The organism is Bradyrhizobium sp. USDA 4516, assembly GCF_054055915.1.
Map to the genome: position 1 here is coordinate 209,899 of NZ_JBSRXT010000001.1, position 17,094 is coordinate 226,992.

General features: G+C 65.2%; 13 protein-coding genes and 1 pseudogene. 1 reads left to right on the forward strand and 13 read right to left on the reverse strand.

The features are described 5' to 3' along the window. Window positions 1-154 precede the first annotated feature (154 nt). A complete protein-coding gene (locus ACVI1L_RS01030; protein WP_225643645.1) occupies window positions 155-1,387 on the reverse strand; it encodes a cytochrome P450 in 1,233 nt (410 codons plus the stop codon). Between the two features lie 157 nt (window positions 1,388-1,544). On the opposite strand from ACVI1L_RS01030, the gene ACVI1L_RS01035 reads away from it, so the two are divergent. After that, window positions 1,545-2,156: a TetR/AcrR family transcriptional regulator gene (locus ACVI1L_RS01035; protein ID WP_057015033.1), complete on the forward strand. Its 612-nt coding sequence runs from the start codon at window positions 1,545-1,547 to the stop codon at window positions 2,154-2,156. Window positions 2,157-2,160: 4 nt separating this feature from the next. Here the strand turns inward: ACVI1L_RS01035 and ACVI1L_RS01040 are convergent, their stop codons facing one another. From ACVI1L_RS01040 to ACVI1L_RS01095, 12 genes and pseudogenes are all read right to left on the reverse strand, one after another. Continuing rightward, a complete protein-coding gene (locus ACVI1L_RS01040) occupies window positions 2,161-3,453 on the reverse strand; it encodes an MFS transporter (RefSeq protein WP_253625857.1) in 1,293 nt (430 codons plus the stop codon). Between the two features lie 170 nt (window positions 3,454-3,623). Next, the gene (locus ACVI1L_RS01045) at window positions 3,624-4,262 is read right to left on the reverse strand and encodes a hypothetical protein (protein ID WP_057015031.1); all 639 of its coding nucleotides are present in this window, start codon (window positions 4,260-4,262) and stop codon (window positions 3,624-3,626) included. Continuing rightward, window positions 4,222-4,863, reverse strand: a complete 642-nt coding sequence (locus ACVI1L_RS01050) for a hypothetical protein (RefSeq protein ID WP_456782064.1) — start codon at window positions 4,861-4,863, stop codon at window positions 4,222-4,224. The genes ACVI1L_RS01045 and ACVI1L_RS01050 overlap by 41 nt, the downstream gene beginning before the upstream one ends. Before the next feature lie 41 nt (window positions 4,864-4,904). Next, on the reverse strand, window positions 4,905-6,578 hold the full coding sequence (locus tag ACVI1L_RS01055; protein ID WP_456785681.1) for an ATP-binding protein: 1,674 nt from the start codon (window positions 6,576-6,578) through the stop codon (window positions 4,905-4,907). Window positions 6,579-6,861: 283 nt separating this feature from the next. Then, window positions 6,862-8,145, reverse strand: a pseudogene (locus ACVI1L_RS01060) (adenylate/guanylate cyclase domain-containing protein); the annotation flags it as partial. A gap of 223 nt (window positions 8,146-8,368) precedes the next feature. Then, entirely contained in the window at window positions 8,369-9,115 is a 747-nt protein-coding gene (locus tag ACVI1L_RS01065; protein ID WP_456782065.1) for an ABC transporter ATP-binding protein, read from the reverse strand. Beyond that, window positions 9,096-10,895 carry a branched-chain amino acid ABC transporter ATP-binding protein/permease gene (locus tag ACVI1L_RS01070; protein ID WP_456782066.1) on the reverse strand — a complete coding sequence of 600 codons (1,800 nt, stop codon included), beginning with the start codon at window positions 10,893-10,895 and terminating at the stop codon, window positions 9,096-9,098. The genes ACVI1L_RS01065 and ACVI1L_RS01070 overlap by 20 nt, the downstream gene beginning before the upstream one ends. Next, the gene (locus ACVI1L_RS01075) at window positions 10,895-11,752 is read right to left on the reverse strand and encodes a branched-chain amino acid ABC transporter permease (RefSeq protein ID WP_038383339.1); all 858 of its coding nucleotides are present in this window, start codon (window positions 11,750-11,752) and stop codon (window positions 10,895-10,897) included. The genes ACVI1L_RS01070 and ACVI1L_RS01075 overlap by 1 nt, the downstream gene beginning before the upstream one ends. 19 nt (window positions 11,753-11,771) lie before the next feature. Further along, entirely contained in the window at window positions 11,772-12,968 is a 1,197-nt protein-coding gene (locus ACVI1L_RS01080) for an ABC transporter substrate-binding protein (RefSeq protein ID WP_253625852.1), read from the reverse strand. A 161-nt stretch (window positions 12,969-13,129) separates the two neighbouring features. Continuing rightward, window positions 13,130-14,113, reverse strand: coding sequence for an NAD(P)-dependent oxidoreductase (locus tag ACVI1L_RS01085; protein WP_456782067.1), 984 nt, complete (start codon window positions 14,111-14,113; stop codon window positions 13,130-13,132). A 12-nt stretch (window positions 14,114-14,125) separates the two neighbouring features. Next, window positions 14,126-15,982 carry a TRAP transporter large permease gene (locus tag ACVI1L_RS01090; RefSeq protein ID WP_456782068.1) on the reverse strand — a complete coding sequence of 619 codons (1,857 nt, stop codon included), beginning with the start codon at window positions 15,980-15,982 and terminating at the stop codon, window positions 14,126-14,128. A 9-nt stretch (window positions 15,983-15,991) separates the two neighbouring features. Further along, entirely contained in the window at window positions 15,992-17,023 is a 1,032-nt protein-coding gene (locus ACVI1L_RS01095) for a TRAP transporter substrate-binding protein (protein ID WP_168858425.1), read from the reverse strand. Window positions 17,024-17,094 lie beyond the last annotated feature (71 nt).

Sequence of the window (17,094 nt, forward strand, 5' to 3'; positions counted from 1 at the left end):
CCCTTTGCCAACCTCTGGCCGGAGCAACCCAAATATAGAGACAAGTACGGCGAAGTCACAGCCGGTTTACTGCTGGGATTCTGGACAGATGGTTGATTTCCCGTTCAAGCGTGCGTGTGCCGGCCCCGCCGCGGATCGCTGCCCCGCGGGAACGTCACCAGCTCGCCGGCAGCCGCTTCAGCCCGCGCAGCACGAAGGTTGGCCGCCACTCCGGATTTTCCGCGTCATCGAGCCGCAGGTCGGGAATCCGGCGCAGCAGTGTCGAGATCGCGATCTCGGCCTCGATCCGCGCCAGCTGGGCGCCGAGGCAGAAGTGGATGCCGCCGCCGAACGACAGCGGCTTGACGTTCGGCCGCCGGATGTCGAGCCTTTCGGGGTGATCGGGGTAGACAGCCTCGTCGTGATTGGCCGAGCCCAGGAGGCACAGCACGCTCTCGCCCTTCGGGATGCGCTTGCCGCCGAGATCGTCGATATCCTCCAGCGCGACACGGCCGGTCAGCTGCACCGAGGAATCGTAACGCAGGAACTCCTCGATCGCATTGGTGATCAGGCCGGGATTGGCCTTCAGCAGCGCAAGTTGGTCCGGGTTGCGGAACAACGCCAGCAGGCCGTTGCCGATCAGGTTCACGGTTGTCTCGTGGCCGGCGCCGAACAGCAGGATGATGTTGCCGGTCAGTTCCTCGTTGGTGAGCTTCTGGCCGTCCTCTTCGGCCTGCACCAGCTGGGTGGTGAGGTCGTCGCCGGGCTGCTTGCGGCGCAGCTCGAACAGCTGATGGAAATACATCGCCGCCATCGCATTGGCGGCGTTGCCCTGCTTGATTTCCTCAGGCGTCAGCGGCACCGGCTCGAGGATGCGGCCGCCATCGCGCGAACCGTTGTAGAAGGCCTCGCGATGTTCCTCGGGGATGCCGAGCATGTCGCAGATGATGGTGACCGGCAGGCGGAACGCGAAATCCTCGATCAGGTCCATCTTGCCTTGCGGAATGATGCGGTCGAGCGTCTCGTCGACGACGTGCTGGATGCGCGGCCGCATGTCCTCGACCCGCCGCGCGGTGAAAGCCTTGACGACAAGGCCACGCAGGCGGGTGTGGTCGGGCGGATCCTGCTGCAGCATCCAGTGGCTCATGCTGCGGAAGACCGGCTCGTCCATGATCTTCGGACCGTAGCGGCGGATCGAGCGCTCGGCAAAATCCTTGCCGAACCGCTTGTCGCGCAGCACGAGGCTCGCCTCGGCGTGCCGGCTGGCGACGAAAGCGCCGTGCACATTGACATGCATCGGATCGAGGCGGCGCAGCCGCTCGTAATACGGATAGGGATTGCGAATGAATTCAGGCGCCAGTGGATTGAAAAGCGGCTCGCCGCTCGCCGGCTGAACTTGCTCGTTCATGGTGACCTCGTTCGCACGCTACGCCTGGGCCTTAAAGCCTGGCGTGCCCTGGTGTCATCCTCAAGACCGCATCATCACGGATGCGGCTGTTCTGGTTCTGTCGAATGCAACTCGATACACTCTTGTATCGAGTTGCATTGTGCCCTAAAATGCGCCGATGTCAAGGGTTCGAACCAGACCGACACGGGACGACACCTGCGAGAAGCTGTTCGAGGCGGCGGCGCGGGTGTTCGAGGAACAGGGCATCGGCGGCGCCAGCATCGAGGCGATCGCGGCCGCGGCGGGCTTCTCCCGCGGCGCCTTCTATTCGAACTTCAAGAGCAAGGACGAGCTGATCTTCGCGATGCTCGAGGATCACGTCGAGCAATCGATCCGGCGCAATCTCGACTTGCTCGCCCGGCACAGCAACCTGGCCGACTTCCTCGAGGCGCTGCGCACCATGGATCGCAGCCGGCAGGATCCGCTCGGCCGCTCCCCTCTCCTGCACATGGAGATGATCCTGTTCGTGGCGCGCGCCGAGAAGCGCCGGCCCGAGCTCGCCAAACGTCTGCGCGCGCGGCGCAAGCTGATCGCCGACATTGTCACGACTGCGCAGAAGAACAGCGGCCGGAACGGCAGACTCGATCCGGATTGGACCGGAGCGATCGTGCTGGCGCTGGAAGATGGTTTCCGCCTGCACCGCCTGATCGATCCGGAAACCACCCCCGCCGACAGCTGCCTGCGCGCGATCACCGACCTGCAGCGCGCCATCGGCGTTTCGTCGGCCTGACGCGTCAGGACGCGCTTGCGACCTTGTGCACCTGTCCGGCGACGGCGCGGACCTTGCGGGGCGAGGCCTGCCAGATCGCAAACGCCGACAGCAGGCTGAAGGCGATCCCAAGCAGGAAGGCGCTGGTATAGCTGCCCGAGAGATCATAGAGCTGGCCGGTGATCCAGGGGCCCGCAGCACCGCCGGCGAGCGCAGCCAGCATCACGGTGCCGAAGATGCTGCCGTAATGCTTGCCCTGGAAGATCTCCAGCACGACCGGGCCCATCACGGATGTCAGGCCGTAGCCGAGCGCGCCCTGGGTGAAGACCATGAGATAGATCAGCGCCATGTTGGGCCAGTATTTCAAGGCGGCGAGCGCGGCGAAGCAGATCACGAAGCCGAAGCAGGAGATCGCCCACACCCATTCGCGGCCGATCCGATCGGAGAGATGCCCGAGCCAGATCTGGCCGGGAATGCCGAGCAGGCTGACGACCCCAAGCGCCCAGACCCCGACATTGGAGCTGAAGCCGATGTCGAGCAGGAATTTGGTCTGATGCACCTGCACCGCGTACCAGATGTACAGGCCGCAGAAATAACCGATCGCGATCCACCAGAACCGCGCGGTGCGCAGCGCACGCGACAGCGTCCAGTCGGTGCCGGCCCACACGGGGTCGACGATATTCGATGCCGGCCTGGCTGACGTCGCCGTCGGCGCGGCATCGCCGTCGGGCTGCAGGCCGATGTCCTCCGGCCGCTTGTGCAGCAAGAGATTGATCGGCGCCAGCACGACCAGCACCACGATCCCCATTGCGGTGCAGGCGGTGCGCCAGCCGGTGTGCTCGATCATGTGCTGCACCCACGGCAGCAGCGTCACCGAGCCGATGCCGACGCCGGCGAAGGCGAGCCCGATCGCAAGTCCACGGCGGCGGAGGAACCAGTTCGGCACGAACAACGATTGTCCGGAATAGCCGAGGCAGACGCTGCCAGCGCCGACCAGCACGCCGATCGTGAGATAGAGGTGCCAGGGCTGCGTCGTCAGCGGCGCCAGCAGCAGGCCCGAGCCCATCAAGAGCACGCCAAGCTCCATCACCGCGCGCGGACCGCCGCGGTCCATCAACCGGCCGATCAGCGGACTTGCGATCGCCGAGGCGACAAAGCCGAACGAGAAGGCGCCCGCCGTGATGCCGCGCTCCCAGCCGAATTCCGAGATGATCGGCGGATAGAACAGCGAGAACGCCGTACGCGCGTTGACGCCGATCGCCATGGTGACGAAGGTCACCGCGACGATGATCCAGCCGTAGAAAAAGGGAAGTCGCATCGGACGCAGCATTCCATCCGCAACGGAACAGGCTGGACCGGCGCCGTAGCGGACTTTGGGCAGCCGGCAGCAGGCGCTGCCACCAGCCAGATTTCAGGACGACCTGGAGACAGAAGGGCCGACGCATCCGTCGACCCTTGCCGCCACAATCAACCGCTATGATCGCGTCGTCAACGCTTGCGCGGACGCTTGGCCGCCTTTTTGGCTGCCTTCTTCTTGCTGACGGCTTTCTTCTTGCCGGCGCCCTTCCCGCCGCCTGATTTGGCGCGCCTGAACGTTGGCCTGCGGAGCGAAAGCTCGGGCCAGGCGATCGGCTGTTCACCGCTGTCCGGGTCGTTGTCGCCTGGCGGATCTTCGGCGCTGTCATCCATCGGCCCTTGCACGACCAGATGGACAAGATAGGCGGTACCGGCCCCATTCAGGTAGTTCGCGAGTGGCTCGTTGTTGCTCGGAAACAGATGCGGATGAGTCACCACGCTGTTTTCCTCGACCGAGAACTTCACCGCCTTGATCGCGGTTCGGGTCATCGCGTCGCCCAGGATCTTCTTGATCGCCTCCTGCGTCTCCTGAGGCAGCACATGGTGGAGAAAGAAGAACCATTTCCGCTTGGCATCATCCTTCCCGTAATCCTTGCTCGGATAGGCACCGATGCGGAACGCGACGCGCCGCAACCTGTGGCTCGGATCAAACAGCTTTTCTTTCCTGTTGTGCTTGCGAAGAGTAGCCAGATCCTTGCCGCTGAAGAGCTCATTCAGCCGGTCCACGATTTCAGCATCGGGACCGCTGCCGACGGGAAGTAGCGCACCCATTTGTCGTCTCCCTTTGTGCAATTTGATTCAGTCGTAAGAACTCGGACAGATAGCACCGCGGAATTGCCGGCGCGGCTTCCGGTCGAACCAGTACATGTTTGCGCCTCGGCCAATGATCGGCCCAGCACACGCTTGGACCGCGCTTGCGAGCTCCCAGGCCGCAGGCGGCAAGCGCAGTCAATTGCTCGATGCTCGATACCGCGCGCTGAATCGACAGCGTGCGCCCGGTCTGCTTGCGTAGCCGGGCTGCGCCCTTGGCGAGAATCCAGCGGTCCGCCGCGCACTCGCAACCGAGCTCGGAGTTGGCGGCGAGCCGGCCGCCTTTCGACAGATGGTGTCCGACTTCGTGAAGCAGGGCGAAGACAAGGCCGTCGGCGTTCATCGCCGCGTGGTAAGCCAGTCCGCCATAGATCCGCACGACCCGGTCGTTGCCACGAATGAAGGCCTGAGCATTGACGGTTGCGCTGCCTTCGTCGAGCTCGAAAAGCAGATCGGAAAACGCACGCCTGAAATCGGCCAGGATGTCGCAAAGGAGCGCGTCCCTGCGCGTGCGGGCGCTTCCTTTGCCGACCGGTTCACCCGTCATATTCGCGAACAACATGAGATCATCCGAATGGGATCAGAACAATTTTCGCTCGCAACTCAAATATTATTGGCTTCGTTCGAACTTCGACTAGCTTTGACCGTCTTTCCCGCGCCACCGACAAAGGGCGCGAAGATCATTGCGCCGGTCTCGTGAAGCAGCGCGGTCGCGCGATCCAGTTCCTTCGTGCCCTCCTCGGCCTCATCGCCGCGCCCGGAGCGCAACAGCAGATCGGCGCGAACCGATCGGGCAAGGCATTCCGGAATGCGCGCGTGCCGCTTAACCGCAACCGCAATCGCCTCGTCGACGGCGGACAACGCCGCCGCCGCATCTCCCTTCTGCCGATACGCGTTCGCCAGATCGGCGAGAATCCGTGCTTCGTTTTCGAGGCCGGCCTTGCGGGTTCGCGCGAAGTCGAGCGCGGCCGTCAGGTCCTCGATCGATGATGTGATCCGACCTGCCACCATATGGGACAGGCCGCGGCTGGCCTGAGCGTAGACGCGCAAATACGGATTGCCGCTCTTGACCGCGAGCGAGAAGGCGCGATCGGCGTGGTGCTGGGCCAGTCCGACGTCGCCTTCGGACCAGGCGAGGTCGACATAGGCGAGGCTCGGAATGACATAGTGAATGGCATCGACCTGGCTGCCATCCAGTTGCAGCACGCGATCGAGCAGCGGCCGGGCCTCGGACCCGCGCCCCAGCATCACGAGCGTCTGCCCGCGCATGGCGGTCAACCAGACCTCGACGTCGAATCCAAGCGTCTCCCGGTCCGACTTCACGATCTCCGAGGCGCGCGCGGCCGCCTCCATGTTCATCTGCAGCGCCTCCGACATCCGTCCCGAGAGCCGGAGAGCGTGGCAGAGAATGGCCTTCAGCGTGACCTGGACACTGGTGTCGGTGCCGGTGTCGGCAAGCGCCTTGGCTTCCAGCACCCGCTCGACATATTCGTCGGCCGAGCCGCCATTCGCCAAAATCCGGCCGTAGGCAGCGTGAATCAGCGTGTTGGCGCGCAGGTCCCCCATCGCGAGCGCGAGGCCGCGGGCTTCCTCGAAATAGACCTGCGCATCGGCGGCGGAAATTCCCTCGCGCCAGCCGAAATTCACGATCTGGCCACAGGCCATCATCTTCAGATAGTCGGTCATTTGCGACGGGGGCTGGTGCGTCAGCAGTTCACGCACCTTCTTCCAGCTTCGCAAGGCTTGACTGGGATCGTTCGCACCGACCCAGACCGCCGCACGCATGTGCTGCTGCGCCGCCTTCAAATGTTCGCCGGCATGCTCCCAGTGGTAGGCGAGAAGCGATGCCCGTTCCTCGGCGCGATCCTTGAACAGCTTCTCGATCGCCTGCGCGACGGCCGCGTGAAGCTCGCGGCGCCGTTCGTGCAACAGCGACAGATAGGCGACTTCCTGGATCAGCGGATGACGAAACGCGATCAGCCGCTGCTCGAAGGGGGGCACGTCGTAGAGCAATTCGGCGCGTCGCAAATGTCCCACGGCTTCCAGCAGCTCGGCCTTCGCCAGTCCGGCAACGGCATCGAGAACCGACAACGAAATCTCGCGCCCGGCAACCGAGGCGACCTCGAGGGCCCTTTTTGCGTGTTCGTCGAGGCGATCGATGCGCGCCGCGACCACGGCCTGCACGGTCGTCGGAAGCGGGATTGTGTCGATGCCGCCCTTCAGCCGGTACGCGCCCTTCTCGCCCTCGAAGTCGCCGCGCTCGACGAGGGCGCTCATGAGCTCTTCCAGGAAGAACGGATTGCCCGTGCGCGCGCTCGACGATGTTCCGGCTCAACAGCGCCAGCGACGGGTCGGTACCAAAATGATCGCGCAAGATCGATTGCGCCTCCGCGGGCCCAAGCGGAGCCATGTTGATCTGCCGGTAATGCGACCGCTGCATCAGCGGCGCGCTCAATCCGGCCCTGAAATTGACCAGCAGCATCGTCGTGGTTCCGACCACGGCGTCGGCAAGGGCCTCGACGAACTCCTCGCTCGCCGGATCGATCCAGTGCAGATCGTCGATCAGGACGACCGTCACATTGTCACGAGGTGCGGCGCGTACCAGTTCGCCGACGAAATCGAGCAATTGGGCCTTGCGGGCCTTGGGATCCAGTTTCGGCGCGGGCTGGCGCGGGTCCGCCAGACCGAGGAATTCCAGCAGCACGGGTGCCAGATGATCGGAGACCGGCATTGCCGCCAGCCGGTCGAAGATACGGCGGCGCGAAACGTCCGGCGCTTCCTCCTTGATGCGAAGCCCGAAAATATCCCGAAGCAGCGCCAGCACCGGCTGAAACGGCGTTGCGCGGCCGTGCGCGAGCACACGCGCCTCGAAGACGCGGATGCCCTTGCTGCGACAACTCTCGGCAAATTCGAAGCAAAGGCGACTCTTTCCAATGCCGGCTTCGCCAACGACACCGATCACCCGGCCATCTCCCTTGCGGGTGTTCTCGAGTTCAGCTGTCAGCGCCGCAAACTCGTCGGCGCGGCCGGTCAAGGGACTCAACCGTCGTCCGGTCCGGAACACACCGCTCGACGGCGCATGCTGAAGGCCCCTCAGCCTGAGCACCTCGACGGGAGCCGCGAGCCCCCGAATGGCCTGCTCTCCAAGCGACTCCACCTCCACGAACTGCTTCGCGACAGCGTAGGTTTCCCTCGAGACCAGAATGGTGCCGGGCTCGGCAAGGTGCTCCAGTCGACTGGCGAGGTGCACGTTCGCGCCCGCGGCATCATAGGTTTGATAGATGCCGTGCTCGATGGCCTGGAAGACGACCTCACCGGTGTGGACGCCGACGCGGATTTGCATATCGACGTCATGCAGGCGCTTGACGTCATCCTGCATCGCCAACGCCGCGAGACAGCCCCGAACGGCGTGATCCTCATGAGGCTGCGGGGCGCCGAACATCGCCATGACGCCGTCGCCCTGGGCCTTGTTGACGACGCCGCCGTAGCGGTGAACCGCCTCGTTCATCAGGTCGAGCACCGGCTGCAAGCGCCGCATGCCCAGTTCGGGATCTCCGAGGCTATCGATGATGCCCGTCGAGTTGCTGATATCAGCGAAAAGGATCGTGAGGCGCTTCCGCTCCCCGCCCTTGGCATGCAGGCTCCTCAGCGCATGCTCGTGCGACGGCTGAACCCGGGTCGCGTCAATCGCCGTCGCCAACGCAGCGCCGCACTTTCCGCAAAAGCGGCTGCTTGATCCGTTCAGGTGGCCGCAAGCTTCACACGTAATTCCGAGAGAGGCCCCGCACCCTTCGCAATACTCATTGGTCGCCCTGTTCTGACAACCGCAACGCAAACATTGCATCGTAGGCCTCTTGAAGAGAGCTGCAGACGCAGGCAACCGCAACAAGTCTTAAAAACAACGCGACAATGATCACAATCGGGTATCGCTGTGAAGCTTAGCAAAGCCGCCTGCACCTGTCGTGCCATTTTATGGCGCACGTGCAGATTGCGCCAAAACGGCAGTCGACGCCGCATCCGATCACAAGTTGCGTCGCCGTTGGCGTCTAGCATACAGGTTGTATTGGCTAGGTCTGCAACGCGTGGCTCTCATGGCCGAAATAGGCGCGCTCGAGCCGATGCGCGAGGTCGCTCTCTCCGGTCGGCGCCTCCAGCGCGATCGCACCCTGCACCAGCGCGTAGACGCGATCGGCGCAGGCGAGCGCCTTCTCCAAGAGCTGCTCGACCAGCAGCACGGAGGTGCCCTGCTCGCGCAGCCGGCCGATGACGTTGAGGACACGATCGACCAGCACCGGCGACAGTCCGGCGGACGGCTCGTCGAGCATCAACAGCCGCGGCCGGTGGACCAGGCCCTGCGCCACCGTCAGCATCTGCTGCTGCCCGCCCGACAGCGCGCCGCCGCGTTCATGCCGCTTCTCGGCGATTTCGGGAAAGAACGCCAATGCCTCCTCGATGCGCACGGCGCGCTCGGCGCGCGGCAGGTCATAGCCGGCGAGCAGCAAATTGTCGGTCACCGAGATCTGCGTGAACACGCGATGTCCCTCGATCACATGCACCAGCCCGGCACGCGCGGCATCGCGCGGCGTGGCGTTGGTCATGTCGCGGTCGCCGAACCGGACCTGTCCGGCAGTGACGGGCAACAGTCCGGACATCGCGCGCAGCAGCGTGGTCTTGCCGGCCCCGTTGGGCCCGAGCAGCGCCACGACCTCGCCGGCGCCAATCGTGATGTCGATGCCGTGCAGCACACGGATCTTGCCATAGCCGGACTGCAGCCCATTGACCGCGAGCAACGGTTCAGCCGCCGAGATAGGCACTGACGACCTCCTTGTGGATGCGGATCTCCGCCGGGGTTCCCGCCGCCAGCGTCCGGCCCAGATTGAGCACGGTAACCTGGTGGCAGATATCGAAGATCAGATCGGCATGGTGCTCGACCAGCAGCACACCGGTACCGCGGCCGCAGACCGCCTTGATCAGGCTGGCGAGCCGCTCGATCTCGTCATTGGAGAGACCCGCGGCGGGCTCATCGAGCAGCAGGAAGTCCGGATCGAGCATCAGCGCCCGCGCGATCTCGATGAAGCGCAATTCGCTGTGCTGCAGGCGATCGGCGCGTATGTCGGCGAGCGCCTCGAGGCCGACGACGCCGAGCAGCGCGTGCGCCTTTGCCGCGAGCAGACGCTCGTCGGCGCCGTTGCGCGGCAGTGCGAGCATCGCCTCGACGAAATTGGCCCGGCCCTCGATCGAGCCGCCGATCATGACGTTCTCCAGCACCGAGGCTTCGCCGATCACGCGCGGCGTCTGGAAGGTGCGTGCGATGCCGCACGCGGCGCGCTTGACCGGCTGGCCCGCGGCCAGGACTTCGCCGCCAAGCGTCATGGTGCCGGCTTTGGCGGCGTAATAGCCCGAGATCACGTTGAGCGTCGTGGTCTTGCCGCTGCCGTTCGGTCCGATCAGCCCGTGGATCGCGCCGGGCGCGATATCGAGATCGAGACCGTCGATCGCCTTCACATTGCCGAAGCTCAGCGCGATGCCGCGCAGCTGCAGCGTCTTGCCGCCGTCCCTGCGGCGCACGATGTCGGCGAATGCAGCGGGACGCGGAACGATGGCGCGGTTGCTGGCGAGCGGCCGACGGTTGCGGAAATCGAGCAGCGCCGCGATGCCACCGGGCATCACCAGCACGATCACGAGCAGCAGCACCGCGTAGAGGAAGGTCGACCAAGCCGCGAGCGGCGCCGCGATCTCGGGCAGGATGGTCAGGATGATGGTGCCGAGCATGGGCCCGAGGATCGAGCCGCGGCCGCCGATCAGGATCGCGATGAAGAACAGCACCGAGAGATCGAAAGTGAACGCATCGGGCGTGATGTAGGTCTGCAAGGTCGCGAACAATCCGCCGGCGATCGCTGCCAGCGCGCCGGCGAACAGGAAGATCGCGATCAGCATTTTTGGCTTGGAGATGCCGCTGGCCTCAGCGGCGACCTCGGCGTCGCGCACCGCGATCAGCGCGCGGCCGAACCGGCTGCGCGCGACATTGGCGCTCATCCAGGTGGTCAGCGCTGCGAAGGCGATGCAGAGGGCGTAGAACCCCCACGGCGTGTTGAACGGCGGCGGGAATTCGGGACCGGCAATGCCGATGCCGCCGCCGGTCACGCTCTGCCAGGCCAGCGCGATCTGGGTCACGATGGTCGCAAAGCCGAGCGTCGACATGGCGAAGTAGAAGGTGCGCAGGCGCAGCGCCGGCAGGCCGACGACCACGCCGAAGATCGCGCCAATCAGGCCGGCGATCGGCAAGGCGACGAATACCGGAAGCGCCGGCATCACGTTGCCGGCAACCAGCACGCTCGTCGTGTAGGCGCCGAGCGTCAGCAGCGCGACATAGCCGATCGCAAGGTGACCGGCGAAGCCGACCACCAGATTGAGGCCCGACACCAGCACCCAGTAGATCGCCATGCGGGTGCCGATCAGCACCCAGTAATCGTTGCTGACAAACGGCAGCAGCACCGCCGCCACCAGAATGCCGAGGAACGGCAGGACGTGCGGCAGCGCGGCGCGCCACACGCCGCTGTCGGCTCGGGGCGGAGTGGCCACGACCGACGTCATCACACCCTCCGCGCGGTCGAGGCGCCGAACAGCCCTTGCGGCGCGGCAAGCAGCACCACGATGAACAGCGTGAACACCGCGACCGAGGAGAAGATGCCGCCGACCAGGAAGTTCGCCGCCTGCTGGAACAGGCCGAGCGCCAGCCCGCCGATGATCGCGCCTCTGTTATTGCCGAGCCCGCCCAGCGCCACCGGCACGAAGCCGTAGAAGTTGAGCAGCGCGCCGTTGGCGAAGAAGGCGAGCAGCAACTGCCCGCCGGAAAACCCGGCGATGCCGCCGACCACGCCGGCAAGCGCGTAGCTCGCGACCCGCAGATTGCGCTCCGGCAGGCCGAGCGCCCGCGCCGCAAAATTATCCTCGGCAATGGCAAGGAACGCGCGGCCGACCAGGGTGCGGCGGTAGAGATATTCAAGGCCGATGATGGTGACGGCGCAGGCGAGGACCGGCAGCCAGAATTTCTCGTCCCAAACGCCCTCGCCGAATCCCGCGATGCGCGGGAACGGCTGCGGCTCGGTGCCCCATTTGATCGCGGTGATTTGCTGGATCATCAGCGCGACCGCGAGGGTCGAGAGCACGTAGAGATGCTGGTCGAGGCTCTTGAGCACCGGCCGCACCGCGACGAATTCCGTGATGATTCCGATCACCGCGCAGCAGAGGAGCGTCAGCACGAAGCCGACGGCAATGGGCAGGCCGAGCTTCAGCGTGAACATCGAGCCGAACACGCCGCCCAGCATCGCCAGCTGGCCGGCCGTGAAGCTCATCACCCGCGAGGTCGAGAACATCGTGTTGTAGGTGACGCCGACGAGCGCGTAGATCGCGCCCGCCGCGAGACCGGATGCGAGGATCGAGGCCAGCATCGGCTGCGCCCTCGCCCTTCTATGTATACCCCGGCGCCAGCGCGAAGGTGCCGTCCTTGGCAGTAGAGGCTTCCGACATCACGATCTCTTCGGTCAGGTAGCCGTTGTGCTCGGTCGGCGAGAAGCGGTAATTGCCGAAATAGCCGGGATAGGTCGACAGCGTGTTCCAGTACTTGATGATGCCGGCGCTGTCGGTCGAGCCGCTTTCGGCGACCGCCTTGGCGATCAGCTCGATGCAATCGATGCCGCCCGCGACCCACCACAACAGCGTGTCGTTCAGCGCGATGTTGGCCTTGGTCAGGCGCGCGACCAGGTCCGCGCTCTTCGGCGGCAGCTTGCCGGCGCCGTCATAGCTGCAGCTCTTGTAGCCGATCGCGTAGACCTTCTTCCAGTTCTCCGGCTTGGCGACCAGGCTCGCAAGCTCGCCCGACGCCATCGAGGGATGCCCGACAAAGGGCACGTCCCAGTTCATCGCGGCGCGGGTGTTGAACATGCGCGCCTCCATGCCGGTCGAGACGCTCCACACCACGATCGCTTCCGCGCCGGCATTCTTGGCGCGCAGCATGTCCGGCGTCATGTCGGGCTGCGTGGCGTCGATATTGGCCTGATAGGCCACCTCGGCGCCGTCCTTCTTGAACGCCGCGACGGAAGCGCCGACCGCGGTGACGCCATAGCCGGTGGTGTCACCGATCACGGCGACCTTCTTCACCTTGAGGATCTTGAGACAGTAATTGCGCACGGCATCGTCCCATTGGTTGTTCGACGGCGCGATACGGAACGCGTTGGGGAACTTGACCGGGTCGATCAGGGTCTCGACGACGCAGGGATGCAGGTCCGGCATCTTAGCGCGCGCCATGATCGGCGTTGTCGCCAGCGCCTCGCCCGAGTTCAGCGGACCCCAGATCGCGTGCACCTTGGCTTGGCTAATCAGCTCCTGCGTCGCGTTCACCGCCTTGGTCGGATCGCCCTGGGTGTCGCGCATCACGAGCTCGATCTTGCGGCCCTTCACCCCGCCGGTGCCGTTGATGGCGTCGACCGCGAAGTTGACGCCGCGATTGAAGCCGACCGTCGGAGCCGAGCTCGGGCCGGTGATCGCCGCGAGACAGCCGATCTTGATCGGTTCCGACTGTGCAATGGCAGGCGCTGGGAAGGAAAATGATGCGGCGCCCAAAGCACCGGCGCTGCCCAACAAAACGTCACGGCGTGAAATAGCCATGTGATGCCTCCCTGTTTCCCTCTCGGCGCCCGTCGTTTGTTGCGGGACGTCCGTTCATTGATTGTCCGCGCGCTCAGGGGCCGCGGTTATGCGGGCCAAGTCTGGGCCGGATGCGAAGCTCTTGTCCAGCCCCGCGGTCGACATTGGGCTTCGCCAAACTTTCATGGCCGAGGCTGCCGCGTCCAGTAGCCGGCATTGACCGCACCGACGGGTATCTCGCCGGCGACGATCTTCGCGACCTGGCGTACCGTCTCCGACGATTGATGCTCGATCGCCTGCGGCGTCAGGCCGCCGACATGCGGCGTTGCGATCACATTGTGCAGCTTCGCAAGCTCGGGCGTCGGCATCTGGTCCGGCGCGCGGCCGACATCCATCGCGGCACCCGCAATGCGGCCATCGCGCAGCGCGGCCGACAGCGCCGCCTCGTCGACGAGGTTTCCGCGCGACAGGTTGATGAAGAATGCGTGCTTCGGCATCCGCGCCAGTGCGGCTTGCCCGATCAGGTTCTCGGTCTGCGCGTTGGCGATCGCGAGACAGACAACGTAGTCGGCGCGTGCCAGCAGATCGTCGAGCGGCAGATGCCCGATCGCCGCATCATCGATCGTTACGTAGGGATCGGCGACCAGCACATTCATGCCGAGCACTTTTGCGATCCCGGCAAGATAGCGCCCGATGCTGCCATAGCCGATGATGCCGATCGCGCTTCCCGCCAGCTGGCGGCCCATCACGACCTCGGGCGCCCTGCCCGCGTGATAATCCGCGGTGGCGCGCGAGACGCCGCGCGACAGATCGACCATGAAGCCGAGCGCGAGCTCGGCGACCGACCGGACGAAGCCGGCGCTCGCCTGCGTCACCAGCACGCCGGCGGCGGAGGCCGCAGCCACATCGATATTGCGGATGTCAACCGCGCAGCGTACGAACGCGCGCAGCTTCGGCAGCTGGGGAAAAATCGCTCCCGGCCCCTGCGTCATGCGGTCGGCGACGATGATGTCGACATCGGCCGCAGCCTTGACCAACGCCGCCGCATCGAGCGCGTCCTCGCCCTCGTGCAGCATGACGTCGGCGACCGCGCGCAGGCCGTTCAGGCTGCGCTCGCCATAATAGTCGCGGCGCATCTGCGGGGTATGGGCAAGCAGCACCTTCACGATCCCACCCCCCTAGTAGCCGAGCGCATGCGGCAAGGCCGTGCTGATGGCGGGCACGAAGGCGATCACCAGCAGGCACAGCAACAGCAGGCCGAGATAACCCGCGATCGGCTTGATGGTCTGCTCGATCGGCACGTTGCCGATCAGGCAGGCGCCGTAGAGCCCAAGGCCGAGTGGCGGAGCAAAGAGCCCGAGCCCCATCGCGATCACAAGCACGACGCCGAAATGCAGCGGATCGATGCCGAGCTTGACGGCAACCGGCAGCAGCAGCGGGCCGAAAATGATCAGCGCCGCGGCGCCTTCGAGCACCGAGCCCATCACCACCAGCACCAGGATCGACAGCAGCATGAACAGCCAGACGCCGTGGCTGCCCGAGATCGCCAGCATGAGGTCGCCGACGGCATGCGGCACCTGCTGCAGCGTCAGGATGAAGGCCAGCGACTGCGCCGCGGCGACGATGAACAGCACCAGCCCCGAACGAACAGCCGCATGCACGAAGCAATGCGCCAGACTCCTCGCACCGAGCTCGCGGAACAGCAGGCTGCCGACGGCGATGGCGTAGACCGCGGCGAAGGCGGAAATCTCGGTCGCGGTCGCAAAGCCGCTCTTGAAGCCGAAGAAGATCATGAAGATCAGCCCGAACGAGGCGATCGCACCGGTCCAGAGTCCCGATACCGCGGCGCGCGGCTCGGCTTCCACGTTCGTGGCAGGACGCTTGCCGAAGATGATCGACACCGCGATCAGCGCCAGCGCCATCAGCGCGGCCGGCAACATGCCGGCGACGAACAGTCCGCCGATCGACAGATTGGCGACGAAGCCGAGGATGATGAGGTTGATACAAGGCGGAATGGTCTCCGCCATGACCGCGGAGGCGGCGAGCAGCGCCACCGCCCCGCCCGGGTTCTGCCGCGAGCGGCGCGCCGCCGGGATCAACACCGAGCCGACCGCGGCAACGTCGGCCATCTTGGAGCCCGAGATGCCGGAGAACAGCACCATCGACATCACCATGACGACGTTGAGCCCGCCGCGCATCCGTCCGACCGCGCGCTGCAGCAGCTCGATCAGCCGGACCGACATGCCGTTGGCTTCCATCAGGTAGCCGACCAGGATGAAGAACGGGATCGCGAGCAGCACGAAATTGTCGATGCCGCGCGCCATCTGCTGGGCGAAGATCACGCCGGGCAGCGTGCCCTCGACCCAGATGAAGATCAGCGCCGCCAGCGCCAGCGCAAAGCCGATCGGCAGTCCGCCGAACAGCGTGAGGAAGAAGCCGATCAGCATCAACGTTTGCGATGACGGTACGGACGATGGTGCGAATGCATCCCAGGCGAGATAGAGACCCACGATGACGGCAGTCGCGACGATGGCCACCGTCATGTCGCGCAGCGGCCGGCCACAGAACGTCTCGAACGCGAAGATCGTCATAAACGCCGCGCCGACGCCCATTGGATAGAACGTCCATTCCAGCGGCAGGCCGGAGCCGGAGGTCTGACCGGTGGTCAGCCAGCCCATCTTGACGGCGTTGAACGCGACATAGCCGGCAATGATGGTGACAAGCAGCGCACCGACCGCGTCGACCACCCGCCGCATGCCCGGCGGCAGCATGTTGACGAAGAAGGCGACGCCGAGATTTTCGGCGCGGGCGAGCGCGCTTGCCGCGCCGAAAAAGCTCGACCCGACCATCAGGCCGCGGGCGACGTCGTCGGACCATTCGACCGGCGCGTTGAACAGGAAGCGGGCCAGCACCGCGACGCAGACCACCACGAGATCGGCGGCAAGCAGGAGCGCGGCGATCGCGTCACTGATGGCGAGCAGCGGCGCCGTGATCCGATCAGCGGTGCTTCTCGCCTCGACTGCGGCGACTGACATGCGCCGACCTCAGGCCTGGGTGGCGCGGATCAGGTCGACGACGGCCTTTGCCTCGGGCCGCGCCTTGATGAAATTGTCGGTCTGCGGCAGCACGCGCTTGCGGAACGCCTCCTTGTCGCATTCGACGACGGTGACGCCCTTCTCCACCAGCGCCGCCAGCGCCTCCTTCTCCACCGCAAGGCCGTGCGCGCGGGTGTCGATCGCGGCCTTGTTCGCCGCGTCGAGGAAGCCTTCGCGCAGCTTGGGAGCCATGCGGTTGAAGCTGGTGTCGCTGAAATAGACCGCGAGCGGCGAGAAGATGTGCTGGGTCAGCGCATAGTGCTTCGCGGTCTCGTAGAACTTGCTCGCCAGGATGGTCGGCGGATCGTGTTCGAGGCCGTCGAGCACGCCGGCCTGCAGCGCCGTATAGATCTCGCCGAACGCCAGCGGCGTCGCGGCGGCACCCATCAGCCGCAGGCATTCGGTGATGATCGGATTGGGCAAGGTGCGGATTTTCAGGCCGGCAAGATCCTCCGGCGTCTTCACCGGCTTCTTCGCCAGCACGCTGCGCGCACCGAAATTATAGGCCCAGCCGATGATGTGAATGCTGGCGCCCTTGAGCAGCGCAGCCTCGATCGGCTTCGCCGCGCCGGCGTCGAACGCCTTGGTCTGCTGCTGGAAGCTGGTGAAGAGGTAACCGAGGTCGAAGGTGCCGACCAGCGGCACGAGATTCGCCGAGATCGACGAGCCGGACACCATCAGGTCGATCACCCCTAGCTTCACCGAGTTGATGACGTCGATCTCCTGGCCGAGCTGGTTGTCGGGGAAGAAGGTGACCTCGATCTGCTCGCCGAGTCCGTTCGCCTTCAGACTCTTGACCAGATTGTCGTAGTAGACGCGGCCATTGGCGTATTTGGGATCGTTCGGAAGCGACGACGAGCATCGCATTTTCATCACCGCAGCCTCGGCGCGGCCGATGATGGCGGGCGCGGCGGCAAGCCACGCGGTCGCTGCGACCGACGACTGCAGCACAATGCGACGGCTCACGCGGTTCGACGTCATGATGGTGCTCCTCCCGGGGACGGATCTTTATTGTGTTGGCCACCCGCCTGACGGCGTGAGCTTGGCAGCCG